Here is a 25,623-nt window from a genome sequence, read left to right as displayed (position 1 = left end):
AGGGACAGACCGTGAGTTTCCTCGCGCAGACCGCTGAGGACCCGTCGCCGGAGCCGATACCCGGGGCGGCGGATGGCAGGGCCCACCTCTTCAACGGCCGCACGGCGGAACGCTATCGGCGCTCCGTGACCGACGGCGTCGGCCTGGTGGCCGCCACCGTCGCCCGCGCCGAGCGCCCCTTCACCGGCATCACCCCCGCCGAGCTCGCCCCCGAGATCTCCGGAATCGACCTGGAGCGCCCGCTCGGCGATCCGGACGCCGCGCTCAAGGAGCTGGAGAGCGTCTACCTCAAGGACGCCGTCTACTTCCACCACCCGCGCTACCTGGCCCACCTCAACTGCCCCGTGGTGATCCCCGCACTGCTGGGCGAGGCCGTCCTCTCCGCCGTCAACTCCTCCCTCGACACCTGGGACCAGAGCGCCGGCGGCACCCTGATCGAGCGCCGGCTGATCGACTGGACCGCCGAGCGCATCGGCCTCGGCGAGGCCGCGGACGGCATCTTCACCAGCGGCGGCACCCAGTCCAATCTCCAGGCGATGCTGCTCGCCCGCGACGAGGCGTGCACCCTGGTCGAGAAGGAGGCCACCGCCGCCGGCGGGACGATCGCGAAATCCGCGATCCTGCCCCGGCTGCGCATCCTCACCTCCCAGGTCAGCCACTTCTCCATCCAGAAGGCCGCCGCCATCCTGGGGCTCGGCTACGAGGCCGTCATCCCGGTCCCCTGCGACCAGGACCGCCGGATGCGGACCGTCTCCCTCGCCCATGAGCTGGACCGCTGCCGCCGCGAGGGCCTGATCGTCATGGCCGTCGTGGCCACCGCGGGCACCACCGACTTCGGCTCCATCGACCCGCTGCCCGAGATCGCCGAGCTGTGCGCCCGGCACGGCAGCTGGCTGCACGTGGACGCCGCGTACGGCTGCGGACTGCTGGCCTCCCCGACCCGCCGCCACCTCCTGGACGGCATCGAGCGCGCCGACTCGGTGACCGTGGACTACCACAAGTCCTTCTTCCAGCCGGTCAGCTCCAGCGCCGTCCTGGTCCGCGACCGCGCCACGCTCAGCCACGCCACGTACCACGCGGACTACCTCAACCCCGAGCACAGCGCCCGGAAGCTGATCCCCAACCAGGTGGACAAGTCCATCCAGACCACCCGCCGCTTCGACGCGCTCAAACTGTGGCTGACGCTGCGGATCATGGGCGCGGACGCCGTCGGGGCGCTCTTCGACGAGGTGGTGGAGCGGGCCGCCGAGGCATGGGCCCTGCTGGACACCGATCCGCGCTACGAGGTGGTCACCGAGCCCCAGCTGTCCACGCTGGTCTTCCGCTACGTACCGCCGTCCGACGGGCCCTGCGACCCCGACCTCGTCGACCGCGCCAATCTGCACGCCCGGGACGCGCTGGCCGCCTCCGGTGCGGCGGTCGTCGCCGGAACGGTCGTCGACGGCCGTCACCACCTCAAGTTCACCCTGCTCAACCCGGAGACCTCGCTGAGCGACATCGCGTATGTCCTCGACCTGCTGGCCGAACACGCCGGTCAGTACCTGGCCCTCCACATCGAGCCCGAGCTCAGCGGCCCCCGCCACTCGCGCGCCAGTTGAGCCCCTTCACCCCGCCGGAGACCCTCGTGCCCACCCCGCACACCTACGACTTCATCGCGGTCGGGCTCGGCCCCTACAACCTGGGCCTTGCCTGCCTCACCGAGCCGATCGACGAACTCGACGGACTGTTCCTGGAGAGCAAGCCCGACTTCGACTGGCATCCGGGCATGCTGCTGGACGGCGTCACCCTCCAGACCCCGTTCATGGCCGACCTGGTGACCCTGGCCGACCCCACCTCCCCGTACTCCTTCCTCAGCTACCTCAAGGAATCGGGGCGGCTGTACTCCTTCTACATCCGCGAGATCTTCTATCCGCTGCGCGCCGAGTACAACGACTACTGCCGCTGGGCCGCCGCGAAGCTCCCGTCCATCCGCTTCGGCCACCAGGTGACGAGCGTCGAGTACGACGAGGCAGACGGCCTCTACACGGTGCGCGCCCTGCGTCCCGCAAGCGGCGAGACCACCACGCACCGCGCCCGCCATCTGGTGCTGGGCACCGGCACCCCGCCGTACCTGCCCGAGGTCTGCCGGGGTCTGGGCGGCGATCTGCTGCACAACGCGGACTACCTGGAGAACAAGCGGGCGCTGCAGTCCAAGGAGTCCATCACCGTCGTCGGCAGCGGCCAGAGCGCGGCCGAGATCTACCAGGACCTGCTCGCCGACATCGACACTCACGGCTACCGGCTGAACTGGGTGACCCGCTCCCCGCGCTTCTTCCCGCTGGAGTACACCAAACTCACCCTGGAGATGACCTCGCCCGAGTACGTGGACTACTTCCACGCACTCCCCGAGGACACCCGCTACCGGCTGGAGGGTGAGCAGAAGGGCCTCTTCAAGGGGATCGACGCCGACCTCATCAACGGCATCTTCGACCTCCTGTACCAGAAGAGCGTGAGCGGCCCGGTGCCCACGCGGCTGCTGACCAACACCGCGCTCACCGACGCGGCGTACGACGAGCAGTCCGCCACGTACACCCTGGGGCTGCGCCATACCGAGCAGGAGCGGGACTTCTCGCTCACCACCCAGGGGCTCGTCCTGGCCACCGGCTACCGCTACCAGGTGCCCGCCTTCCTGGACCCGGTGCGCGACCGCATCCGCTGGGACCGCCACGGCCGCTTCGACGTCGCCCGCAACTACAGCATCGACACCACCGGGCGCGGCATCTTCCTCCAGAACGGCGCCACCCACGCCCACAGCCTGACCTCCCCGGACCTGGGCATGGGCCCGTACCGCAACTCGTGGATCATCCGTGAGCTGCTGGGGCGGGAGCACTATCCGGTGGAGAAGTCCATCGCCTTCCAGGAGTTCGGCGCACCGGAAGGAGCCGTGTCATGACACCCTCACTGATTTTCGAGCACACCGACGCGCGCCTGGGCACCTTCGCCCTGCGCGACCTGGACCCGGCGGCCGACGCCGCGCTGCTGCACGGCTGGGTGACCCACCCCAAGGCGTCGTTCTGGATGATGCAGGAGGCGGACGAGGCGGAGGTCGCCGCCGAATACCGCAAGATCCACGAGCATCCGCACCATGACGCGTTCATCGGCCTGCACGAGGGGCGTCCGGCGTTCCTGGCCGAGCGCTACGACCCGGCGCGGGTGGAACTCGCCGGTCTCTACCCGTCCCGGCCCGGCGACGTCGGCATGCACTTCCTGTGCGCGCCGACCGACGCCCCGGTGCATGGCTTCACCCTCGCCGTGATCACCGCCGTCATGGAGTTCTGCTTCTCCGATCCGGCCGTCCGGCGCGTGGTCGTCGAGCCCGATGTGCGCAACGACGCGGTACACGCGCTCAACGCGGCCGTCGGCTTCGAGATCGTCGAGCGGATCGCCAAACCCGAGAAGGACGCCTACCTCAGCATCTGCGCCCGCGAGCGGTTCGAGGCCGCGCGCACCGCCCTCGCCGCCGATGCCGCACGGACCGAACGGACCGACCGGACCGACCGCGCCACCCGGACCGACCGCGCCACCCGGACCGAACGGGCTGACCGGACCGACCGCACCGCACGGACCGACCGGACTGACCGGACCGCACGGACCGACCGGACCGACCGCACCGCACGGACCGACCGGACTGACCGGACCGCCCGGGCTGAACCGACCAACCGGACCGCCCGGGCTGAACCGACCGACCGGACCGCCCGGGCTGAACCGACCGACCGGAACGCCAGGGCTGAACCGACCGACCGGAACGAACAGACCAACGGGAACGAACGGACCGCCCGGACCGACCGCGACGCCCAAGGAGTGACCCGATGAGCCCCCGCGACGCCGTCGCCCACCTCACCCCCGACCTGTGGGACCGGGCAGGCCGCCTCCTCATCCGCAAGGCCCTCGCCGAGTTCACCCACGAGCGCCTGCTCGCCCCCGAGCTCGGCCCCGACGGCCGCTACGCCGTGACCAGCGACGACGGGGCGGTGACCTACCGCTTCGCCGCCCGTCTCCTCTCCCTGGACCACTGGCTGGTCGAGGCGGACAGCATCACCCGCCACGACCGGACCGGCGCCGAACTCCCCCTGGACGCACTGGACTTCTTCATCGAACTGCGCGGGCGGCTCGGCCTGAGCGAGGACATCCTCCCCGTCTACCTCGAGGAGATCAGCTCCACCCTCTCCGGCACGGCCTTCAAACTGGCCGGTGAGCCGGTGGCCGCCGCCCAGCTGGCCAAATCCGGCTTCCAGGAGATCGAGACGGGGATGACCGAGGGCCACCCCTGCTTCGTCGCCAACAACGGCCGCCTCGGCTTCGGCATCCACGAATACCTCTCGTACGCCCCCGAGACCGCGAGCCCCGTCCACCTGATCTGGCTCGCCGCCCGCCGCGACCGCTCCACCTTCACGTCCTCCGCGGACCTGGACTACGACACCCTGATCCACTCCGAACTGAGCGAGGAAACCCGGGCCCGCTTCGCGCAGACCCTCACCGACCTCGGCCTGGACCCGGCCGGCTACCACCTGCTGCCGGTGCACCCCTGGCAGTGGTGGAACAAGCTGTCGGTCAGCTTCGCCGCCGAGGTCGCCCGGCAGCACCTGGTGTGCCTGGGCCCCGGCGACGACGAGTACCTGGCCCAGCAGTCGATCCGGACGTTCTTCAACACCAGCGACCCGTCCAAGCACTATGTGAAAACGGCGCTGTCGGTCCTCAACATGGGCTTCATGCGGGGCCTGTCGGCGGCGTACATGGAGGCGACGCCGGCCATCAACGACTGGCTGGCGTCCCTGATCGCCTCGGACGAGACCTTCCAGTCGAAGGGCTTCTCCATCATCCGAGAACGAGCAGCCATCGGCTACCACCACCGCCAGTACGAGACGGCCACGGCGAAGGGCTCGCCGTACCGCAAGATGCTGGCGGCCCTGTGGCGCGAGAGCCCCGTCCCGTCCCTGGAACCCGGCCAGCGCCTGGCCACGATGGCCTCCCTCCTCCACACCGACCCCGAAGGCGCCTCCTTCGTCAGCGCCCTCATCGAGGAATCCGGCCTCACCCCCGCCACGTGGCTGCGCCGCTACCTGGACGCCTACCTCACCCCGGTGCTGCACAGCTTCTACGCCTACGACCTGGTCTTCATGCCGCACGGCGAGAACGTCATCCTGGTGATCGAGGACGGCGCCGTCCAGCGCGTGATCTTCAAGGACATCGCCGAGGAGATCGCCGTCATGGACCCCACCGCGGTCCTCCCCCCGGCCGTGGAACGCATCCGCGTCGACGTCCCCGAGGACAAGAAGCTCCTCTCGATCTTCACGGACGTCTTCGACTGCTTCCTCCGCTTCCTCAACGGCATCCTCGTCAGCGAGGGCCTCCTGGAGGAAGACACCTTCTGGCAGACGGTCGCCGACTGCGTCCTGGCCTACCAGCACTCGGCCCCCCACCTCGCGGACAAATTCGCCCAGTACGACATGTTCGCCGAGGACTTCGCCCTCTCCTGCCTCAACCGCCTCCAGCTCCGCAACAACCGAGAAATGGTCGACCTCCAGGACCCGGCCGGGGCGCTTCAGCTGATCGGCACGCTGAGGAACCCGATCGCGGGGTTCGGGGCGGGGGGCTGAAGCGGCCGGTGGCCCTTCGGGCCAGGGCTCCGGGCCGGGCATCCCGGCCCGGGCCTTCGGCGGCCCGGAGCACCCGAAACGATCCAAGTGCACGACCCGCTACACTGTGGCGGTGCGACGCGGCGGCACCACCATGCCGCCCTGACGCCGGGCCTCCGTAGCTCAGGGGATAGAGCACCGCTCTCCTAAAGCGGGTGTCGCAGGTTCGAATCCTGCCGGGGGCACAGACAGCATCCACACGTGTGCCCGTGGCCCGATTCCGGGTCACGGGCTTCTGCGTGTGGGCGGGCATAGTGTCGTTGATCCTCTCTGCGGCGTCGGCGATCTCGGGCAGGTAGTCGGCGGGGAGGGTGACGGTCAGGGTGACGTCATCACTGTGTGCATGCAGCCGCACACTGAGCTGGGTGGTGGCGAAGAGCCGCCTGAGCAGTTCCTGTGGCGCCTGAGCGAGGTTGAGGGCCAGGTAAGGCAGGGCGTCCAGGAGCTCAGGGGCGTCCGTCGTCACCCGGCCGGGCTCCGCAGCGTCGGCGGCGTCCAGATCGGCGAGCTCAGCGAGGGTGTCCTTCCGCCGAGCGTCAAGGTCGTTGTACGTCTGCCGAAGACCTGCCGCGAACGGATCACCGGGCTCACACTCTTGGGCCTGACGAAGGACGTTCTCCTGGCGCTTGGCGAGATCAGCGAGAGCGCGCTGCCGCTGCTCTCGCTCAGCCTCTCGCTGCCGCGCCTCGCGGTCGTCCACCGTCGCGAGATCGGCCGCGAGCAGCTCTCGCCGGTGCGGCCCGAAGACGCGGTCGGCGTAGAAAGCGGTCACGACTTCGAGAACGGCGTTCTCACCGACGTACCTGGTTTTGGGGTGCCCAGGGTAGGTCTCGGGCCGACCGCGGTTGTTCGCCCGGGGCCAGCACACGTAGTACATGGTCCGGTGGCGCCGATTGCCGGACATACGACGCCCGCAAGCACACTGGATCATCCCGCGCAGGACGTAGGTACGCCGGGTCTGCGGATGAGTGTTTGGCTCATTGCCGTCCCGGGAGCCGCGCTTGGCCTGCCGACGGGTGGTGAGCTCGTCGAACATCCACTTCGGGATGAGCGGCTCGTGAACAGGCTGCTGCGACCACACCCACAGGACGGGATCATTGATCTTTCCGTGCTTGGACCGTGTGGCCCTGCGATTGAAGACCTGGTAGCCGGTGTACTTCGGGTTGCGCAGGATGTCGCACACGGCCGACTTGCCCCACGCCCCACGCGCTCGGGCCCGCCCACCGGGCGGTTCCGGAACCGGGTAGAGGTCTGGATCGGCGTTGAGCCTGTCGACAATTGTCGAATAGCCAAGGTTTTCGTAGTAACGCCAATGGGCGATTTTAGTAACGGTCCGCGCCCTGGCTCCGTCCGGCTCCAGCCGCGTCTTCGTCGCGCCCCGCTCGGCCTTCATGGGGTTGGGATGCCGGTAACGCTTGGCGGCGTACCCGTACGGCGGCTTGCCGATGTTCCAGCCCTCGCGTACGTGGGTGCACAGCCCGCCCCACGAGGTCTCCAGGGCGTTGTACACCTCGTACTCGGCCACCGACTGATTGATCCGCCGCTGCAGGATCTGCTGAGCCCGTCCCCCATCGAGCTTGATCGGCTCGTTCCACGCAAAAAGCGGCACCCCTGCCCGCTCCAGCTCACGCTCGACCGAGAGGTTCTCGAACATACGCCGTGCCACCCGCGAGGTGCTCTCGCAGATCACCACATCGAACCGGCGATTGCCGTGCGAGGCTTCGGCCAGCAGATCAGCGATACCGCCGTCTCGGGCGATAGGGATATCGAATCGCTCGTAGCCCGTCTTACGACCTCGGGCATCCAGCTCCAAGCGCCCGGACTCGACGTCATAGAAGTGGCTGTTGATGGCCCAGGCTTCCGGCAACGCCTCCTTGCAACGCTCCAATTGGCGCATCAGCGACAGCCGCGGATCCTGACGCTCCTCGGTGGACGTCCGGCCGACCCAAGCGACCCTGACTTCTCCCCTTAGCAGAGCTGTAGGCATCGCGAACGGGGACACCGCAAGGTCCGACAGCCCTGACGGCCCAGAAGGCTGAGCAGATGGCAGACGTCTGGCCAACGCAGGAGCGGGCGGGTTTTCGTCGAAGGGATCCCGGGGGCTTGTCATGCTGCTTGTCCGTCCTCGTACGAGTCGGAAGGAAGCTCAGCGGTCTGCCGAGCGGTGACGGCCCAGACGAGTAAATCACTGATCACAACGGCCAGCTCGCCGCGCAAGCGTGCACCCTCAGCACCGCCGACGTACCTCACGTGGGCCGTTCCGGCACGCCCACAGCCGCCCACGTCCGTTTCAGAGTACTCCGACCGAAGCCACTCGGGATGCCTCTGGGCGAAGCGTTGATGATCCTGGCAATGCGCGTCTTCGCCACGCGGCTCCCCGCTGCCGTCTACTGAGCTGCGATCCGCACCATCCACAGCGCATCTCCATCCTGTGCAACCGACGCGTAGTTCTCCCTCTCATCCCAAAAGACCTTTACGCGGGCCTGATTTGGTCACCACTGATGGTTGCGGTTAGCTAACAGAGACTGGCCACATCGCGATCCCGTTCAGTTACCTTAGGGGCGGTCTGGTGCGATTCAGTAATCTCTGAGAATAAGAGTCGCGGGTACCTCAGGAAGGTGTCGCAGCTACGCTCACCAACGCCAAGTCGACGCGGCGGGGCTACCGTTCTAGCAGGGGGAGGGATTGGTAGGCAGGTTGGTAGGGGAATTGGAAGCCCCGTGGGCGATCACTTTACGTAATGGCGACCCTCAATTACTCATGGGCCACGAGTAAGAGGAGCGCTCAGCCTTCCACGACGAGCAGCCGCCGCACCTCGACGGCACATCCCCAAGACAAGGTGACGCCGGCCCCGCCATGACCATAGTTGTGCACCAGCGGCGTTCCGTCCGGGAGCCGGTCCACCTCTACCCTCACAGGGTCACGAGTCGGTCGGGCACCGACACGGTGCCCCAGTACCTCAGCGTTGGCGAGCCGCGGCTCGACCTCCGCGCACCGAGAAAGAATGCCAGCCGCCGCCTTCTCGTCCGCGTCCAAGGTGCCGTCACCATCGATGGCGGTGCCGCCAAGCACAACGGTATTGCCGTGCGGGTAGATGCACAGCAGATCAGGAGACAGGCCGGTATCTTCCGAGAAGAACTCCGTCAGACCTGGGTTAGCGACAATGACATGCTGTCCGCGGATCGGCCGCACATCCGGATCAGGAATCACAACGCCTGCACCCAGTCCTGTGCAGTTCACCATCGCTGAAGCTGGCCCGGCATCGGCGAAGGAAGACAGCCGACGCTGCTCAATCGTCCCGCCTGCTTCCCTCAAGCGGCGCTGCAAGCAATCGAGGTAAACCGGCATGTCGATCAGAGGGACGGTAAACCGGTAACCGGAAGAGAACCCGGCCGGAAGCTCAGCAGGCTCGGCCGGGCGGAAGCCAGGCAGCGTCGTGGCCCAGTCCGGAGGGCTCTCCGCAGTACGGGAAGCCTCGATGCCGCTGGTGAGCCGGACCCCTGGGGCCGACTCACCGGCCAGGGCTCGGAAGACCTCCAGGGAGTGCTGACTCCACTGATCGACCTTGTCCTTCGGCTCGACGAGATACGGCCCCCACATCGCCCCGGCGGCCAGCGACGTCAGGCCCGGCAGCTCATCGGCGATTACATGCACCCGCACCCCAGCCTCAGCCAGGACGACGGCGGTGGTGAGACCCGATACACCGGCCCCAACGACGACGACGCGCTCGCTTCCGCTCATGGCCCCGACTCTAACGGGGAGGCCGCTGAGCGGCGCCATGCTGAGCGAGAGCCTGTTCGAGGCTGGGCAGAAAACCGCTGACGTAGGAGTTGCGCTGGCGACGCCGGAGAGCAACGGCAAGCTGGCGCAGCAAGGCAGTGCTGCGCGGGGACTGGACCGTCTCCAGCCGTCCGGCAGCGGTCTGACCGACCTCGCAGGCCAGCTCAAGCTCTCCCCGCGCGGTGTGTCCGAGGGCGAGCCAGGCACCTTCGAACAGAGCACGGCGTTGATGCCCCGAATCGCTGCGGCTCGCGTTATGCGCACCGGATTCCAGCAGTGCAGTGCCCCGTGCGATATGGCCCCTGCCAAGTTTGCTGCCGCCGTCGCGCTGTTGCCCGCAGCCCAGTTGAATGAGGGCGTATCCGGCCTGGCAGTCGAGGTGGTTGTCGGTGAGGAAATACATCCACCGCGGCTCCTCTCCGGTGCCGCGCCGCTCGATCAGTTCCCGGGCCGCCCCACGTGTGCGGGCGAAGTCGGTGGTACGGCCGGCGGTCGCGTAGGCGTAGGCCAAACGAGACAGGACCGAGGCCCGCACGGCGATGGGGGCCGCGTCGCCAGCCCGGCGGGCGGCTTCACCGAGGACGATGGCGTCCGCGGGGTGACCTCGACTGGCTGCCTGGAAGGACAGGTCAGCGAGGATATGCGCACACAATGGCAGGTCGTTGACCTGGTGGGCGGCGCGTAAGGCGGTGACGAAGTATCGCTGGGCCATGCCGTGGTCAGCGGCGTCAAAGGCCATCCACCCGGCGAGCTGACCGATCTCGGCGAGCGCCCGGACCAGGCGGGTGGCGGCGTCTGTGGGGTGGCCGCCTTCGTGGATGAGCAAGCCGACAGCTCGGAACTGCGCTCCGACGTAGGGCAGATGGCGGGCACCACCGTGTTCGTCGTCGAGTAACTGGAGCAGGGGCAGGTTCTGCTCCACCTGGTCCACGAGCGGGTCCGCTCCCGACCCTGTCGGGATACGTGGTGTGTACGTCCCGCGTCCGGCCGTTCCGTCGAGGTACTGCGCCACGACGGCTGTCAGCCCAGAACCCGAGATCGCCAGGAAGCGCCGCCGGTCGACAAGTCCTCCCAGCACCCAGTCCTCCACGATCTGTCCGAGGCCCTGAACGGTCCAGGGGCGCACGAGATCCGTATCGGCCGGGACAAGCATCGGGGAGTCACCAGCCCGGCCCTGCCAGAGCTCGGCCACCGATACGGTCCGGCCCAGTTCCTGGGATAGCACGTAAGCCGCCATGGCGGGCAGGGGCGAGCGGGGCAGAGCGCCAGTGTCTCGCCAGTGGTACGGGGCCGACTCGGCCACTGTGCCGACGCCGAATACCCGGTTGAGTTTGCGGGCGAGCACCTTCGGACTCCAGCCCAGCTCGTCAAGGCACGCGGCAAGCACTGTGTTCGGCTTTCCCGAGCGCACGCCCATCACCTCACGGTTCCCCACGGATTCCACGTCTGAGCCCTCCCATGGTGATGCCCCGACCACGATTCGCAATCGGGCCTCCCACCAAGTTGACCGAGTTGACCGCTCGATCAGCTCCTGCCGCCCCTCCCCTGTCGGCTGTCCTGGAATCCGCAGGAGACATCACCTCACCACTCATTCATCAAGACTGATCGAGAAGGGGGCCGGGGTCTTGGACATCAGCACCCGCATCTCCGGAGCCCGGTCGTGCCAGGCATTCGCCGATGGGCAATGTCCGACGATTGAGCGCCGCTCAAGCACCTGGCAGCCCGCGGGCTGTCTGGTCATGGATCTGCCGTTCAGCCCGCTGGCGGCCGACGCCGCTCGCATAGCGGTGGCTGCCGCGCTGGTCGGATGCGAACCGCGTGAACTGATCGATGAAGCTCGGCTGATCTGCTCGGAGCTGGCCACCAATGCGTTGCAGTCAGGCAGCCCGCCTGTCGTGCTCACCGTCGACTGGGTGGCCCCTCCGCAGGGCGGACTCGACGTGGAGATCACCGTCACCGATGGCGGACGTGGCCAGGCCCGCCCACCGGAGCATCGCTCTCACGCCCCTTTGCCCGCGAACTACGCGGAGCACGGTCGTGGCCTGTTCCTCGTCGAGGCCCTCGCTGCGGCCTGGTCCCTGGACCTCGGCGCCAACGCCTCACGGGCCTGGTGTCTTCTGCGCACGAATTACGACAGCGGCCAAGCCCACGCAACTGCGATCAGTGGAAGGGCCTGACAGTGACCACAGAAAGCTCCCGCCAAGTTGATGAAGTGCGGATGAACACTCGGTCCACAACCTCTGAGACGTTCATGCCTCCACGCGTGGTCGTCGCCCTGCACGAAGGCTTTTACGGTGCCACCTCCGGTACGGGCTTCAGCAATCGTGCTTTCCTCCTGGCACTCACAAGGCTGCTTCCACCCGGTCGGCTCGTGGTGCTGCCGACCTATGTCTCAGCCGACCAACCTGGTTATGACGAGCAGTGGGCCGCCCATCTATGGCCATTGCTGCGGTCGGCTGAGGCAGAAGTCATTCCGGTCGGCCAGGACGAGACGTTCGTGGACTCCGTACGCGAGCGCGAGACACTCTGCGGTCGTGTTGGTGCGGAAGCAGCCCGCGTCGCCGCCCGTTCCGGTCGTTGCCTCCTGATCGGCCTTGACGTTCCCTTCCTGGGACTTGGCCCATACGTACCCGAGAGTGTGGATCTACTGCTTGTTCCTCGCTCCACCGCAGTCCTGACGCATCTACTGCTCGACCTGCCCAACGGACTGGTGCCACACGACGACGATGCCGAGCCGGAGCTCCCGCTACCCACTCGGGCTCGGGCCGGATTCCTTCTGGCGATGGGCCGTGCGGTACCGGAGAAGGGTTTCGAGGGCCTGCTGCACGCCCTGGCGTTGCTACGGCAGCGGCCTGTCCGGCTCCCGCATCTGGTCCTGGTCGCGGCTAGCACCACACCGAATCGGGACCACTACCTGGCTCTCCTGGACGGGCTTATTCGTGAGTATCGGCTGAACGCGACACTGATCACCTCTTTCAGTCCCGCCGTACGCGGCTGGCTGCGCAACCCGGCGCTGCGTGCGGTGATCGTTCCTTCCCGTGTGGAGCCGTTCGGCCGGATCCCGCTGGAAGCCTTCGCCGCGCAGGCCGGACCGGTGGTCGCCACACGCGCCGGAGGCTTGGCACAGACCGTCCTCGACGGCGTCACCGGTTTCACTGCCCGCCCGGGCGACCCCGAGTCGTTGGCGACCGCGATTCAACGGGCACTGACCGTGACACCGCGCGAGCGAGAACAGCTCGCCAGTGCGGGGGGCGCGCTCGTGGCCAGTCGGCACGACTACGTCACCACCATCCACGCCGCGCTTGCCCGGTGCGCGCCTTGGTCCATGGCGGAGGCCCGGTGAACAACCTTGTGGTACTCGTGTGCCTGGAATCTCCGCATGCTTTCTGGCGCCTGTCCGACGAGCACATGAAAAACCTGCGCGCGGCGTTCCCCTCCGTCCACTTCCGTATCGCTACGGACGACACGATCACCGAGTATTTGCCACACGCGCAGGTGTACTTCGGCTGGTGCTTTCAACCCGAGTGGTTCCGCCTGTCATCAAGCCTGGCGTGGATTGCCTCCCCGGCAGCAGGTACCGACCACCTCCCCATAGCTGGGGCACAGGTGGCGGGCGTCACCGTGACCCGCTCTTATGGGTTTCACGGTCGTCCGATGGCCGAGCATGCCATGGGCCTGATTCTCGGCTTCTCCCGTGGCCTGTTCGCCAGCAGCCGCCTCCAGCGGACCCAACAGTGGTGGAAGGACGATCTCGCCGAGGAGTTCTTCGACCTGGCCGGCGCCACTATGGCCATCGTCGGGTGCGGCAGCATCGGCACACGTCTCAGCCACCTTGCCAGGACCTTCGGCATGCAGGTGATCGGCGTACGCCGCAAGCCGCCCGTCACCGACCCCGACGGCATCACGTGGATGTGTACGGACGACATTCTGCAAGCGGTCGGCTGCGCGGACGTGGTCGTCGACCTCCTGCCTGCCACCGACGCCACCCGTCGCTTCTTCGACCGCGAAGTCTTCGCCGGCTTCAAGCCCGGGTCGCTCTTCGTCAACCTCGGCCGGGCCTCCACCGTCGACCAGACCGCGCTGATTGAGGCTCTGGACACCGGACGGCTCCGGGGCGCCGCATTGGACGTGACCGACCCCCGCCCGCTGCCGATGGGCCATCCGCTGAGGTGGCATCCACGTGTCGTACTCAGTCCGAAGAGCGCCACCTTCTCGCGCACCTACATGGACGACGCGGTGGCCTTCTTCGCCGACAACCTTCGCCGCTACCTCGCCGAAGCACCGCTGAACGGGGTGGTCACGGCACCGACCACGCCCACATCCGCCAAAGGAGGCTGAACCCGATGCTCACCGTCGGCCACCGCGACCTGCTCGCAGCCTTCGCTGCCACCGGCCGCAACCACCCCTACCTCGCCTTCACTCTCAACTCGCTGTGCAACCTGGACTGCGTCTTCTGCAAGCCACGCTGTATGCCGGACTACGGCCACAAGGACCGGCCGCTCAACGTCGCCGATTACGCCGCCATCGCCCGGGAGGCCGGTGCCTGGCAGGTCAAGAAGGCCCACTGCTCCGGCGGCGAGCCGACCCTACGCGCCGACATCCTGGACGTCATCGGCGCCCTCGTTGACGGCCTCGGCCCAGATGCCTCGATCGGCATGACCAGCCACGGCAACCTCCGCAAGGGGCTCAGCATCGATCGGTTTCAGCAGGCCGGTCTGACCTATCTGAATGTCAGCCTGCACAGTCTCGATCCCGGCCACTCGGCCACGATCATGGGCGGGGGAGATCCCCGTCAGGCCCGAACCACCATCGACAAGGCCCTTGCACTCGGCCTGAAGGTGAAAATCAACTGTGTACTCCAGCGCACCTACCTGAACGACGCCTTCGAAGTCGCCGAACTCGCCAAGTCCCTGCCCATCGCGGTCCGGCTCATCGAGCTCCAGAACATCGGCCCCGCTCAGGCGCTATTCGACACAGAATTCGTCTCCGAGGCCGAGGCCCGCGGGCACCTCGCCAAATGGTTCGCCGATGCCGGAGAAGTCTCCCGGGGCGACCTCGGCGTCCGCAGCCCGGGACGGTACCTCCAGCCCATGGGCTGGGCCGGATCCATCGGCTTCATCTCCAACTCCAGCTGTGCGACGTGTTCTGATGCCAACCGCATCAAGATCACGCCTTCCGGCCTGGCCCGCCCGTGCATCCTGCACAACCGTGACATCCCCTTGAAGCCCCACCTCGCCGACGGCACCCTCTCCGACACCTTCGGCCACCTATTCCGCGCCATGCTGGAACGCAACAGCAACGAGGCGTGGCAGGGCTTTCACTACGTCCACTACGACCTGCGCTGGGATCGCATGGAGCGCCCCGAGGGCGCCCCCGTCCTTCCCGTGTTGCCCCTGATCGACGCCAATACGTCCACCTCCTGCGCCGCCCGTCCACCGCGGCCTCGGGAGGAACGGTGACGGCCGCACCTACGGCATCGATGCCGCTGTACGACGACCTCGGCGCCCTGTACACGCGTGACCTGACCCATCACGGCATCCAGACGGCGATGCTCACCCACAAGTGGCAGCGATCCGACTTGCTCGCACCGCACTCCGACCTCGACATAAGGGTCCTGCTGGACGACCCTCCTGCCGACTGGCTGGAGTGGAACCACCGTCTCGCTGCCGCCCACAGCGCGGCCGTCAACCGCTCACCCAGCAACCGACGGTTGCTGGAACATCCACCCGGCTTCGCCTTCACCCTCTCCGAGGTCCACCGACGCCGCGTTTCCCCGCCGGAGCTGGCGACCTGGACGTTGATCCACGGTCACGCTCCGACCCTCCAGCGCTGGAAGTCCCACGCTCAGATGGCCCCGTGGAGCCGCACGGACGAGCGCTTCTACCGCGCGATCCTGGACGCACGGCTCGACGGGCGCTACCAGCTGTCTGCCGACAGCACCGACAACGTCACGGCGGACTTGCCTGGTTACCGCCGACATTGCATCGCCTGGCACTACCTCGCGCCCTGCTGGTTCGCCGCGGCAGCACTGGCCACCCGTACCCGCTGTCCCGGGAAGTCCGCCGCTCTCCGGCAGTGGCGCCCGTCCGGTCTGGAGCGATACGCGGAGAGGTTCCTCCACTACGTGCACGTCGACCAGGCCGGGGCGGCGGGCCGAGCACCGGCCATACGGGACATGCTGCGAGCCGCCGACCGCGCGGTGAACGCCGCCATGCGCCAGGTTCCCACCCCCGGGGCAAGCGAGGAACTCGCTGATGCTGAGGACTCACGGACCGTGGCCTGGACGATGACGGCCGCCATGCTCCGCGTCCGCGTCGCCAGGTGGCTCTACTACCTGGACCCGCCTCCCGACGTCGCGACTGGCTACCTCATCGCCCGCGAGGCCAAAGAGCTTCGGGCTGCCGCCGAGATTCTGCGCTCGATTGCCGCCGAAGAGATCACTCCCGAACAGCGCCTGGCCGCCCGCATGGTCCGCCTGCTGCCCACCAGCCCCACTACTCCCGCCGTCTTGCGCGACGCCCTCACCGACTGGGACCGCGAACGCGCCCTGGTCAAGGACTTCCTCACCCTGCACAGCACATAAGTGGCCCTCGTATCTCAAGGAGCCGATCCCATGCCGACCGGAGCTGTCCGCGAACAGGTCCTGAAGACCGCCAAAATCAAGATCACGACAAAGTGCAACCGCTCCTGCGACTTCTGCATATTCGCCAACGGCGCGCAAGGCGAGAACATGCCGCCGGAGACGTTCTCCACCATTCTGGACCGCCTGCAGAGCATCCCCTTCCGGCAGCTGCACATCAACGGCGGCGAGCCGACCGTCCACCGCGACTTCCCCACCCTCAGCAGCCTCGCCCGCATGCGCCTCCCGGACAAGGTCATGGTGCTCGGCACCAACGCCATCACCCTGGCGCGCAACAAGCCCCTGATGGACGCCACGCTGGCTTCCTACGACCAGGTTCTGATCGGTTGTGATGACGAGCACGGCAACTATGAAGAGGTCCATACCGTCGTCCCGGCCCTCCGCGCTGCCGGCAAGACCGTGGTGATCAACAGCGTCCTCGAAGGCATCAGCCCGGACCGCCTCACAGGGCTCGCCGAACTGTGCAGTGCGCACGGGGCGATCCACGTCACCAACCACGTCCACCACATCGACGTCGGGCAGCCGACCAACGCTCTCGGTGGTCTGTGTGCCCGCTACCTCGACCAACACCTGATGATCGAAGTCGACGGGTCCTGCTACCGCTGCTTCAACGCCATGGCCAAGGACGACAGCGAGTTCAGTGTCTGGGACGACGACTTCGCGGCCAAGGTCTTCGCACCGCGCCGACACCACTACCGCTTCTGCGGCAAGTGCCACGAGTACACCGACTCCGGCGCTCCCGTCATCCCGGCCCCGCTGCCCGTGCCCCTCACCGCGACTTGACCGGAGGCACCAGACCATGCCCGCCGTCCTCGGCCTGAACTTCCACCATGACACCTCCGCCGCCCTCATCGTCGACGGCCACCTGTACGCCGCCGAGGAAGAACGCTGGAGCGGCATCAAGCATCACCGCCAGCCGCACAATCGCAAAGCGACTCTCACGGCACCCACCCATGCCCTCGCCTGGTGTCTGGACGCCGCAGGCATCGGCCCGGAGGACATCGACGCCGTGTGGGCCCCCTCCATGCGCCCTACCCCCGCTGCTGGATGGTGGCTGGCCGAGGAACGCGACGAGCTCGCGGCCCTGCTGCCCTTCCCACTCGGCGAACGCCTGCGCCTGATCTCCCACCACACCGCTCACGTCATGGCCGGGTATCTGCTCTCCGGCATCGACCATGCAGCAGGACTAGTCATCGACGCCGGAGGGTCCTCGCTCGGGACTGACTTCGGACCTGGCCGGGAACGCATCACCGGCTACGACCTGCGCCCGGAGCGGATCGACCGGATCCACCAAGCCATGCCGATCGTCGTCCCGGACGCTACGGGACCCCGCCGTGTCCACTCATCCCTTGGCCACTTCTACCGCAATCTCGCACTACGCCTGATCCCGCCCGGCGACGAGCCCGAAGGCAGCATGATGGCCCTCGCCGCCCTTGGCGACCCCAACCGCTATCGCGATGCGTTACGCGCTCTGATCCACCTCGGCGCGGACGCTGACGTCCGTATCGCTCACCCTTGGGGTTCCGCAGACACCGAAACTCCGCTGATCCTCGGGCGACGTGCCTGGACTCCCGACAGCGCAGAGGCAGCCTCTCTGACCGACCGCGCCGACCTGGCCGCCGCCGTCCAGGAAGCCTTCGCCCAAACAGTCACTCATGTCGCCTGTCATCTGCAACAACTCACCAACGCCAACACGCTGGTCTTCTCTGGCGGCTGCGCTTTGAACTCCCACCTCAATGGCCACCTCGCAACCGACGCGGGCTTTGACAACCTCTTCGTCGCCCCCGCGCCGCACGACGCCGGCACGGCCCTCGGCGCAGCGCTCTACGCCTGGCACTACCAGCTCGGCCAGCCCCGCCTCCCGGTCCCGACCGACGCTGCCTGGGGCCCAGAACCCGATCCCAGCTCGGCCTTCACCCCACCCGCCGGGTACCGGGCCCTGCCCAGACTCGGCGATCAGCTCGTGCCCGTCGTGGCGGCCCTGCTCGCCGACCACCACATCGTCGGATGGGCTCAGGGACCACTGGAATTCGGCCCTCGCGCCCTCGGCCACCGCTCGATCCTCGCTCATCCCGACCGCTGGGACACCCGCGACCGTCTCAACGCGATCAAGCAACGAGCCTCGTACCGGCCCTTCGCGCCCGCCATCCTCACCGAGCACGTGTCCGACTGGTTCATGACTCCGGGCGATCCGTTCATGAACCGCGTCGCCCAGGTCCGTCACTGCCGCGCCGATCGCATCGCCGCGGTCGTCCACCGTGATGGCACCGCTCGCCTGCAAACCGTCGCCAACGACCACAGCGGCCTCCGCCCCCTGCTGGAGGAGTTCCACCGCCGCACCGGCCTCCCCCTCCTGCTGAACACCTCGCTCAACCGCAAGGGCACTCCGATCCTTCGGACCGCCGAACAAGCAGTCCAGGCCACAGCGGAACTCGGTCTGGACGCCCTCGCCGTCAACGACACGCTTCTGCTCGCCGACCGCGTCCCCTTCCCCGGCGACGCCCGGCGGATAGCCATAACCGAGAGGTGACCCCCGACCCCATGTACCCCGCTGAAACCACTGCCGTCCTCCACGTCCTCGACGCTTCGACGTGGCCCGAAGCGGACCGTTCCCGGGCCAAAGAGGCCGCTGCCCTGGCACTCACCGCCTACGCCGACCATGCCCGCGACCAAGGCACCCCCTACATCGACCACCCGCTCGCCGTGGTCAGCATCCTCCGGGCAGAGCTCGCGGTCACCGCGCCGAACACTCTCCTCCTCGGCCTACTCCACGACGCTCTGGAGGTCTCCCCATCGGCTGCCCCACTGCTGACGACGCGTCTGGGCGCAGACTTCGTCACCATCCTCCAGGCCATGACCCCGGATCACCGCCTTGAGCAGCGCACCAAGCAGCTGGGCGATAAAGCAGCCTGGCGGGCGAAGACATCCAGGCTCGCTCCCGAGCCCCTGCTCGTACGCCTCGCCGACCGAATCCACAACCTCCGCGACCTTCGAAACTCCCCCAACGCCGACCGTCGCGAGCGCTTCATCACCGCGCTGATTGAGTTCTACCTGCCGCTCGCCGAATCCGCCCGTCCCATCAGCGCCCAGCTGAACGCGGCCTGCTCACTGCTACAGGCGGAATACGAGCGCTACCAACACCGCGCTGGCAAGGCCGGCACATGAAGATAGTCGCCCACTCCCTGAACCCGGTCGGTCGAACGGGCGGCCGTGCTTACCTGCGTATGCTCCACGACGTTACGGCCGACTACGTGGAGTGGCGCACCGTCCCCGATTACAAGCGCACCTATCCCATACGCCGCTGGCGCAAGCTCCGACACCTCGCGCGCCTCGCGCCCACCATCCGCGCCCTGAGTCACAACCCCGGCCTGTTCCTCTGGGACGACCTCAGCCTCCTGCTCTTCACCCCGCAGATGCGCGCACGCTCCATCTTCGTCTTCCACCACTACGAACCGCTCCAGCACGACTCGGCACCGGTCGAAGCGATGCTGTGGCAAAGACTGTTCGCGGTCCTCCCTCAATGCGCCGCAGTAGTCTGCGTCTCTCCGTACTGGGCAGAGTTCCTGCGCGACCGCGGCGTGTCCGGCGTCCAGGTCATCTACAACGCATTTGACCTGCCAGAGATCGACAACGCCCGCGCCCTCGACCGCCATACCTGCCGTACCGAATTCGGCCTCGCTCCCGACACCATCGCTGTCTACGCCGGAAAGGCCGTGCATTGGAAGGGCACCGAAACCGTCACCGCGGCCCTCCAAAACGACCCCAGGCTCCAAGTGATCACCACCGGCAGTAACACCATCGGCGCCGCCACCGCCCACTACGATCTGCCTCGCGCTCCCTACCTCCGGCTGCTCAGAGCGTGTGATGTCGGCGTATTCGCTCCGCAGATGCAGGAGGGGTGGAGCCGCTGCGCGGCCGAAGCGCTGCTCCTGGGTCTGCCGAGCCTGGTCCGTCCGATCGCCGGCCTCGGCGACCTGGCCCATCTCACCGAACAGCCGGCACCCGACTTCGGCCGCCTTCGTGAGCAGATCTACGAGCGGGCCGCCGCACCTGAAGCGGAGACGAAAGCCTCCTACGAAGCCCTCGCCCGCTTCGACCAGAACTACTTCGCCGACGCCTGGAACCGCGTGCTGCGCCAGGCCGCAGCCTGATCTACTCCTACGCGGTCAAGCGCTCCTGAACCGCGTCCAGCCGGGCCAGCACTCGCTCCCGGCCGAGCACCTCCAGCGACTCGAACAGCGGCAGCCCCAGCGTGCGCCCCATCACCGCGACACGGACCGGAGCCTGGGCCTTGCCCAGCTTCAGTCCGTGCCGGGTGGCCACAGCCTCCAGCGTGGCCTTCAACGGCTCAGCCTCCCAGGCCGCAGCAGCCAGCTCGGCCCGAGCATCCCGCAGCAGCTCCGCGGCCCCCGGCTTCATCGCCTTGTTCCACGACGCTTCGTCGTCCACCGGCTCGTCCAGGAACAGGAAGTCGACGTACTTGGTGATCTCCGACAGCACCGAGAGCCGAGTCTGCGCCAACGGCGCCATCGCCTCGAACACCGCCTGGTCGTACGCCTCCTCCGCCCACGGCGCGTACGGAGCCTTGAGCCACGGGGCACACGCGGCGACGAAAACCTCCGGGGCAAGCCCGCGGATGTACTCACCGTTGAACGCGGAGAGCTTCTTCACATCGAAGAACGCCGGAGAGGCGCCCACATCCTCGATGCGGAACAGTCGCTCCAGCTCCTCGTACGGCCGGATCTCGCGGTCCTCGCCAGGACCCCAGCCCAACAACATCAGGTAGTTCGTCATCGCCTCGGGCAGATAGCCCTCGGCCAGGTAATCTTCCAGCGCCACCTTGTCACGGCGCTTGGACAGCTTCTGCCGCTTCTCGTTCACGATCACCGGCAGATGCGCCCAGACCGGAGCCTTGGCCCCCAGTGCCTCCCACAGCAGCTGCTGCTTCGGCGTGTTCGACAGGTGCTCCTCGCCCCGGATGACCTGCGTGATCCCCTCATCCAAGTCATCAACCACATTGGCGATCAGGAACACCGGCGAGCCGTCCCCACGAGCGATCACGAAGTCCTCGATCGCACTGTTCGGAAACGCCGGCTTCCCCCGGACCAGGTCGACCACCACGGTCTCCCCCTCATCCGGCGTCCGGAACCGCAACGCCCGCCCCACCTCGTACGCCAGCCCCCGGTCCCGGCAGAACCCGTCGTACCCCAGGTGCTCGGACCCCGTCCGCTCCTTCAGCTGCTCCCGCGAGCAGTCGCAGTAGTACGCCTTCCCCGCCGCGTACAGTTGCTCAGCGGCCTCACGATGCCGGTCAGCGTTCTGCGACTGGAAGTACGGCCCCTCGAACGCCGGATCCGACTCGTTGATCCCAATCGCCGCCAGCGCGCTGATGATCCCCTGAACCCACTCGGCCTGATTCCGCGCCGCGTCCGTGTCCTCGATCCGCAGCACGAAGCGCCCACCGGACTGTCGCGCCACCGCCCAGTTGTAGAGCGCGGACCGGGCACCCCCTACATGGAACATACCGGTAGGAGACGGGGCGAAACGAACGCGAACTGAGGCATCAGACATACCACAAAGCCTACCGAGACAGCTGCCCCCTCAATGACCAACCATGCCAGTACCGCCCGGACACGCTCACCAGATCCTCCCACCCTGACGGCGGACCCAACCTGCTGCACTGGTTGACGCGGCCATTGGAGCGGCTGACCAAGAAGCCACAGCACGGATGACACGTCAGGCCTAAGGTGAAGTTTCGCTATCGCGCCGGCCTATCCAGCAAAGCCACTCGCAATCTGCCCACTCGGTTCCAGCCCGTACCTGCGCATACGCTCAGCTTCATCATCGCGCCCCATTTCCTCAAGCAGATCCACCATCTCGGCAATGCCAAACGATTCTCCGGCCAAGATTGCCTTGCGGTACCAAGAGATTGCTTCTTCACCTCGTCCTGCCTGCGCAGTGAGAAACGCAGTAAGATGGAGCGCCGATGTGTGCCCCTTCCTGACGAAGTCCTTTGCTCGGTTCAACGCCTCGCAGGTCAGGCCAATCTCCACGGAAAGCCCTGCCATACGCCAGAGAGCAAAGACATTTCCCTGCTCAGCCAACGAGATCAACCATGTGAGCGCCTCATCCGCTCGCCCTGATTCCGTGAGGAGATCGGTGAGCGTTTGGAGAACAAAGAGGTCTACGCGTCGACCAGGTTCCCGACACCAGTGCAGTGCATCCTCGGCACGGCCTGCTGCTAGAAGGGCTCCGACAAGCGCTATAGCCGCAAAAGGTCGCCCCTTCGTTGCGAATGGCTCCAGCCAGGCGACGGCCTGATCGACTCCGCCGCAACGCACCGCAAGTTCGGACCCAACTCCGAAGACGCTATCGTCACCAGCGGCGGCAGCCTGCTTGTAGCAGGCTAGGGATTCAGCCGTACGTTCAGCCTTATTGAGTATGGCAGCCTTGACTCGGAGGTCTGTTATTCCTAGATCTTCCAGATCATCAAGCCAGGCAAGAACTGTCTCCGCGCCATTGGCCTCCAGCAGCATGTTGACGGCTGGCCGAATTGCCAGTTTCTCGCCCGCTGCTGCCGCCCTCTGGTAGAAATCGAGCGCCTCTGCGTGGCGCGCGTTCTGTCTGAGTATCTCCGCAGCTTCACAGAGGGCAGCGTTTTGGCCGAGCTCGATAAATCGGCCCAGCCAATCAAGTGCCTGATCCGCACCTTCGGCGTCAACTATGAACTCTACAGCCCAGGAAAGAGCATCGACGTCACCCGCCTCTGCCAGCTCTCTCAACCACGTGATTACTTCGTCCTTCCGGCCGAGAATCTCAAAGAGCTCGACCGCGTTGGCGTAGGCGTCCCCGTCCCCGACTTCGACTGCGCGGCGGTACCAGTACAGCGCTTCTTCAAATCGCTCGGATCTCTCCATCAGATCGCCAGCGAGCCACAAGGTGTCCTCGCTTCCTGCACCCACAGCACTGAGATGCAGCTGAAATGCGTGACGGAAGAGACCACGATTACGAGCCTCCCAGGCGAGCTGCCCAAGGTCGTTCCGCTCCGCATGAGCAGGAAGCGCGCTCCATAGGGATTCCGGCGCAGGCACGATTGCTCGACATGACCGCCCATGCTGGTCCAGGTAATCAGCCAGCCGATAATGTGATTCGCTTCGGGCAGCGTAACCGGGACGAGGGCGCACCAAGCCGAGGGGACTGGATGCACCCCGACATGGACGTGCAAGGAAGGCAAGTGCTTCGTCGAACCAGTCCTCACTCAGGTCAGCCCAATCGTCATCCGCGAGATAACCGACGGCTGCCGATTCCAGCAGGGTCCGGGACAGCTCTCTGCTGCACCCGATGCGCCGGGCATCCATCGCGGCATGAACCACAGCCTGAGCGGCTACTGAGGCTGTCGAATAGCGCTCCATCAGGGCAAAGGCAGCCGACAGATGCTGAACGACCCGTCCGTCACGGGCTCGTTCCAGTGCCTCGGCCAACCGCCTATCTGCACAGGAAACCCTTCTCGCCTCTAGAAGGGCGAGTTCGTCAAAGATCCTGGGCACGGACACGCTATGCCCGGTCAGAAGCGCCCGAGCCTCTCTGTGCCGATCGAGTGCCCCTGATTCGGGTGGCACGGCGAGCACGCCCCAATCCCTGGGCCATGCTGTTCCCAGCATCAGTACCGGCCCGCGGGTAGGGTCGCTGAGCAGGTCCCTCAGCACAGCCGCCGCTCGCTCCCCCAGGCCAGGCGTTGCGAGGTACTGCGTGATCTCATCCAACCAGAGCACGGTTCGTGGCCCGACGGATCCGATGCCGTCAACGAGTGCTTCCGCCGGGCTGGGAGCGATCGGGTACCAGAGATTCCAGCCAGAGGGCAACGCCTGGATGGCCTCCCAGCATGCACGGGTCTTTCCAGTAGACGAGTCACCAACGAGTACAGCCAAGGCACTCTGACCAGCCACCACACCAGCGATGATCTTACGCAGCCGAACGTCATGCTCTCGACTGACGTAGAGGGGCAACACGGGTAGCCGATCACCCGCATTATCGACATCGATAGCTCGATGCACTTCCAAGGCGAATGGATCAGTGAACATGTGAATGGGCGAACCTATTCCGTCACCACTGTTACTAGCGCCGCAATCCGACTCGCCGACGCAGAAGACCTCCGCCGTACCATGCCCGAAAAAGCGAGTCACCAAGTCGCGATGCCGGAAGAGCAAGTCCGAGAGCTGTTGACGACCCCATAGGTCGATGTTTAGCGGGTAGTAATCTCCACGCAGTTGGTGGAGACGATTCTCCACTGCGGTGTCACCTGTGTAGGCGGTTGTGACCACCACGAAGCGATCAGCATCGAAGGGGCGAAGTCCGCTAGCGTACACGCGAACGGCGCCCGAAAGATCATCGGCTGTGAAGCGCTCCCACCGCTTAGCCTGATACACCGTTAAGCTGTCATCGGCGAAGTAACCGACGACATCGACACCATGCTGCTTCTGTCCCCTTCTGCCGTACAGCCTAGCGCGGACCGCACCTTCAACCTCGCGCGCCAGCGCCACGATCAGGTGTTCAAGGCTCTCCCAAGACAACTGATCTACATTGAGGATTAACGGTGCCGTGACCGGAAGGGGCGGAGGAAGATCTGGCGGCGGACCCATGAGCCTGTGATCAGGGCCGATATCCTCCCACGTCTGCCCCCTCTCCTCGCCGCGCTCGAGATGGAGTCCGTCGTCCTCCCCTGTATCGCCCAGGACCCCGCCGTTGGTCATGACTAGATTCTGGCATCACCCGCCACTGCGTCGATGCCTTCCGCCGAAGGTCGAGACAGCGCGGCTCGGAGCCAGTGCACAGCGGGCCGGATCAAGCCGATTTACCGCCGCCGTCTTGGCATCGCACCTCTGCCCTCAGCCGACGTTGGGTCCTCACAGACCCGGGACTCAGTGATTCAATCTCGAACAACGCACCCGGCCGCCACCATCCGTCTCATCGCCACCTGCGGTCACTGATCCGACGGAGGGGTAGTGAGTAGACGATATACAAGCGGACCCAGGACGCCGGCAGGAATCCCTGACCGCATCCAGACCAGCACCAACCCGAGGACATCCCCGGGTGCGTACCGCAAGCAGCGAACAGCATGGACGCGCACGGACAGGCGCAGACTACCTGGGATCGGCCACGTGATCCCCAACCCGTCGAGTGCAGTGCGCAGCTTGTTCATCTCCTTTCCTTGCCGCGCATCCGTCTGCGTCGGTCCGCACGCCAGGTGCGTAAGCGACTGAGCATGCGACGAGAATGACAGTCCGACTTCACGATGGCGCGCTGCGTCGCCCACTCAGAACTCCTGGCATGGCTCCCTGTGGTAGACGCGTCTGCAACCAGCCACCGTTCAGCTCGACTCCGCTGGCCAGGAATCTCGAAGGGCGGCAAAGCGAGTCAGCTGTTCGGCCGAGGGGCCACGCGACGGGCTTGACGAGCGCATACGGACGTACCACCAGGCCGGATCGACGGCGACCACGAATGCACTCAGACCCGGAGGGACCACGCCAG

The 25,623-nt window shown here is 66.6% G+C and carries 16 protein-coding genes, 1 tRNA gene and 2 pseudogenes; 14 read left to right on the top strand and 5 right to left on the bottom strand.

Features of this window, described 5'->3' with window-relative positions; translation table 11 throughout:
- The first annotated feature begins 11 nt into the window (after nucleotides 1-11).
- The 5 genes and pseudogenes from GWI24_RS14960 (at nucleotide 12) to GWI24_RS14935 (ending at nucleotide 5,860) form a co-directional block, all read left to right on the top strand.
- Nucleotides 12-1,598, top strand: a complete 1,587-nt coding sequence (locus tag GWI24_RS14960; RefSeq protein WP_308343647.1) for an aspartate aminotransferase family protein — start codon at nucleotides 12-14, stop codon at nucleotides 1,596-1,598.
- Nucleotides 1,595-2,932, top strand: a complete 1,338-nt coding sequence (locus tag GWI24_RS14955) for a SidA/IucD/PvdA family monooxygenase (protein ID WP_210946429.1) — start codon at nucleotides 1,595-1,597, stop codon at nucleotides 2,930-2,932. Before GWI24_RS14960 ends, GWI24_RS14955 begins: the two co-directional genes overlap by 4 nt.
- Nucleotides 2,929-3,483: pseudogene (locus GWI24_RS14950) on the top strand (GNAT family N-acetyltransferase); the annotation flags it as partial. The gene GWI24_RS14955 and the pseudogene GWI24_RS14950, both read left to right, overlap by 4 nt.
- Before the next feature lie 365 nt (nucleotides 3,484-3,848).
- Entirely contained in the window at nucleotides 3,849-5,636 is a 1,788-nt protein-coding gene (locus tag GWI24_RS14940) for an IucA/IucC family siderophore biosynthesis protein (protein ID WP_210946428.1), read from the top strand.
- Nucleotides 5,637-5,787: 151 nt separating this feature from the next.
- Nucleotides 5,788-5,860: transfer RNA gene (locus GWI24_RS14935), tRNA-Arg, on the top strand.
- Between the two features lie 644 nt (nucleotides 5,861-6,504).
- Here GWI24_RS14935 and GWI24_RS46825 read toward each other — a convergent pair.
- The 3 genes and pseudogenes from GWI24_RS46825 to GWI24_RS14915 form a co-directional block, all read right to left on the bottom strand.
- Nucleotides 6,505-7,572: pseudogene (locus tag GWI24_RS46825) on the bottom strand (recombinase family protein); the annotation flags it as partial.
- Nucleotides 7,573-8,459: 887 nt separating this feature from the next.
- On the bottom strand, nucleotides 8,460-9,416 hold the full coding sequence (locus GWI24_RS14920; RefSeq protein ID WP_210946427.1) for an FAD-dependent oxidoreductase: 957 nt from the start codon (nucleotides 9,414-9,416) through the stop codon (nucleotides 8,460-8,462).
- A 10-nt stretch (nucleotides 9,417-9,426) separates the two neighbouring features.
- Nucleotides 9,427-10,872, bottom strand: coding sequence for a carph-isopro domain-containing protein (locus GWI24_RS14915; protein WP_210946434.1), 1,446 nt, complete (start codon nucleotides 10,870-10,872; stop codon nucleotides 9,427-9,429).
- A gap of 208 nt (nucleotides 10,873-11,080) precedes the next feature.
- On the opposite strand from GWI24_RS14915, the gene GWI24_RS14910 reads away from it, so the two are divergent.
- From GWI24_RS14910 to GWI24_RS14870, 9 genes are all read left to right on the top strand, one after another.
- Nucleotides 11,081-11,632 (top strand): ATP-binding protein, encoded by a 552-nt coding sequence (locus tag GWI24_RS14910; RefSeq protein WP_247616362.1) that lies wholly within the window; start codon nucleotides 11,081-11,083, stop codon nucleotides 11,630-11,632.
- A gap of 86 nt (nucleotides 11,633-11,718) precedes the next feature.
- Nucleotides 11,719-12,798: a glycosyltransferase gene (locus tag GWI24_RS46190; protein WP_308343645.1), complete on the top strand. Its 1,080-nt coding sequence runs from the start codon at nucleotides 11,719-11,721 to the stop codon at nucleotides 12,796-12,798.
- Entirely contained in the window at nucleotides 12,795-13,793 is a 999-nt protein-coding gene (locus tag GWI24_RS14900) for a D-2-hydroxyacid dehydrogenase (protein WP_210946426.1), read from the top strand. The genes GWI24_RS46190 and GWI24_RS14900 overlap by 4 nt, the downstream gene beginning before the upstream one ends.
- A gap of 5 nt (nucleotides 13,794-13,798) precedes the next feature.
- Nucleotides 13,799-14,914, top strand: a complete 1,116-nt coding sequence (locus tag GWI24_RS14895) for a radical SAM protein (RefSeq protein ID WP_210946425.1) — start codon at nucleotides 13,799-13,801, stop codon at nucleotides 14,912-14,914.
- The gene (locus tag GWI24_RS14890) at nucleotides 14,911-16,038 is read left to right on the top strand and encodes a hypothetical protein (protein WP_308343644.1); all 1,128 of its coding nucleotides are present in this window, start codon (nucleotides 14,911-14,913) and stop codon (nucleotides 16,036-16,038) included. The genes GWI24_RS14895 and GWI24_RS14890 overlap by 4 nt, the downstream gene beginning before the upstream one ends.
- Nucleotides 16,039-16,068: 30 nt before the next feature.
- Entirely contained in the window at nucleotides 16,069-16,878 is an 810-nt protein-coding gene (locus GWI24_RS14885; protein ID WP_210946424.1) for a radical SAM protein, read from the top strand.
- Between the two features lie 16 nt (nucleotides 16,879-16,894).
- The gene (locus tag GWI24_RS14880; protein ID WP_210946423.1) at nucleotides 16,895-18,625 is read left to right on the top strand and encodes a carbamoyltransferase C-terminal domain-containing protein; all 1,731 of its coding nucleotides are present in this window, start codon (nucleotides 16,895-16,897) and stop codon (nucleotides 18,623-18,625) included.
- Complete coding sequence (locus GWI24_RS14875; protein WP_308343643.1) at nucleotides 18,622-19,260, top strand: HD domain-containing protein; 639 nt, start codon at nucleotides 18,622-18,624, stop codon at nucleotides 19,258-19,260. Before GWI24_RS14880 ends, GWI24_RS14875 begins: the two co-directional genes overlap by 4 nt.
- Entirely contained in the window at nucleotides 19,257-20,246 is a 990-nt protein-coding gene (locus tag GWI24_RS14870) for a glycosyltransferase (protein WP_210946422.1), read from the top strand. Before GWI24_RS14875 ends, GWI24_RS14870 begins: the two co-directional genes overlap by 4 nt.
- 7 nt (nucleotides 20,247-20,253) lie before the next feature.
- Here the strand turns inward: GWI24_RS14870 and gltX are convergent, their stop codons facing one another.
- Complete coding sequence (gene gltX / locus GWI24_RS14865) at nucleotides 20,254-21,666, bottom strand: glutamate--tRNA ligase (RefSeq protein WP_210946421.1); 1,413 nt, start codon at nucleotides 21,664-21,666, stop codon at nucleotides 20,254-20,256.
- Nucleotides 21,667-21,866: 200 nt separating this feature from the next.
- Complete coding sequence (locus tag GWI24_RS14860) at nucleotides 21,867-24,845, bottom strand: restriction endonuclease (protein ID WP_210946420.1); 2,979 nt, start codon at nucleotides 24,843-24,845, stop codon at nucleotides 21,867-21,869.
- Nucleotides 24,846-25,623: the final 778 nt, after the last annotated feature.

The sequence above is a fragment of the Streptomyces sp. MK37H genome (genome assembly GCF_018035285.1).
Classification (GTDB): domain Bacteria; phylum Actinomycetota; class Actinomycetes; order Streptomycetales; family Streptomycetaceae; genus Streptomyces; species Streptomyces endocoffeicus.
This window is presented reverse-complemented; position numbering and strand designations above follow the sequence as displayed.

Coding starts and splice junctions, on each gene's coding strand:
- GWI24_RS14940 (WP_210946428.1), top strand. CDS start 3,849: ATGAGCCCCCGCGACGCCGTCGCCCACCTCACCCCCGACCTGTGGGAC.
- GWI24_RS14920 (WP_210946427.1), bottom strand. CDS start 9,416: ATGAGCGGAAGCGAGCGCGTCGTCGTCGTTGGGGCCGGTGTATCGGGT.
- GWI24_RS14915 (WP_210946434.1), bottom strand. CDS start 10,872: ATGGGCGTGCGCTCGGGAAAGCCGAACACAGTGCTTGCCGCGTGCCTT.
- GWI24_RS14895 (WP_210946425.1), top strand. CDS start 13,799: ATGCTCACCGTCGGCCACCGCGACCTGCTCGCAGCCTTCGCTGCCACC.
- GWI24_RS14885 (WP_210946424.1), top strand. CDS start 16,069: ATGCCGACCGGAGCTGTCCGCGAACAGGTCCTGAAGACCGCCAAAATC.
- GWI24_RS14880 (WP_210946423.1), top strand. CDS start 16,895: ATGCCCGCCGTCCTCGGCCTGAACTTCCACCATGACACCTCCGCCGCC.
- GWI24_RS14870 (WP_210946422.1), top strand. CDS start 19,257: ATGAAGATAGTCGCCCACTCCCTGAACCCGGTCGGTCGAACGGGCGGC.
- gltX (WP_210946421.1), bottom strand. CDS start 21,666: ATGTCTGATGCCTCAGTTCGCGTTCGTTTCGCCCCGTCTCCTACCGGT.
- GWI24_RS14860 (WP_210946420.1), bottom strand. CDS start 24,845: ATGACCAACGGCGGGGTCCTGGGCGATACAGGGGAGGACGACGGACTC.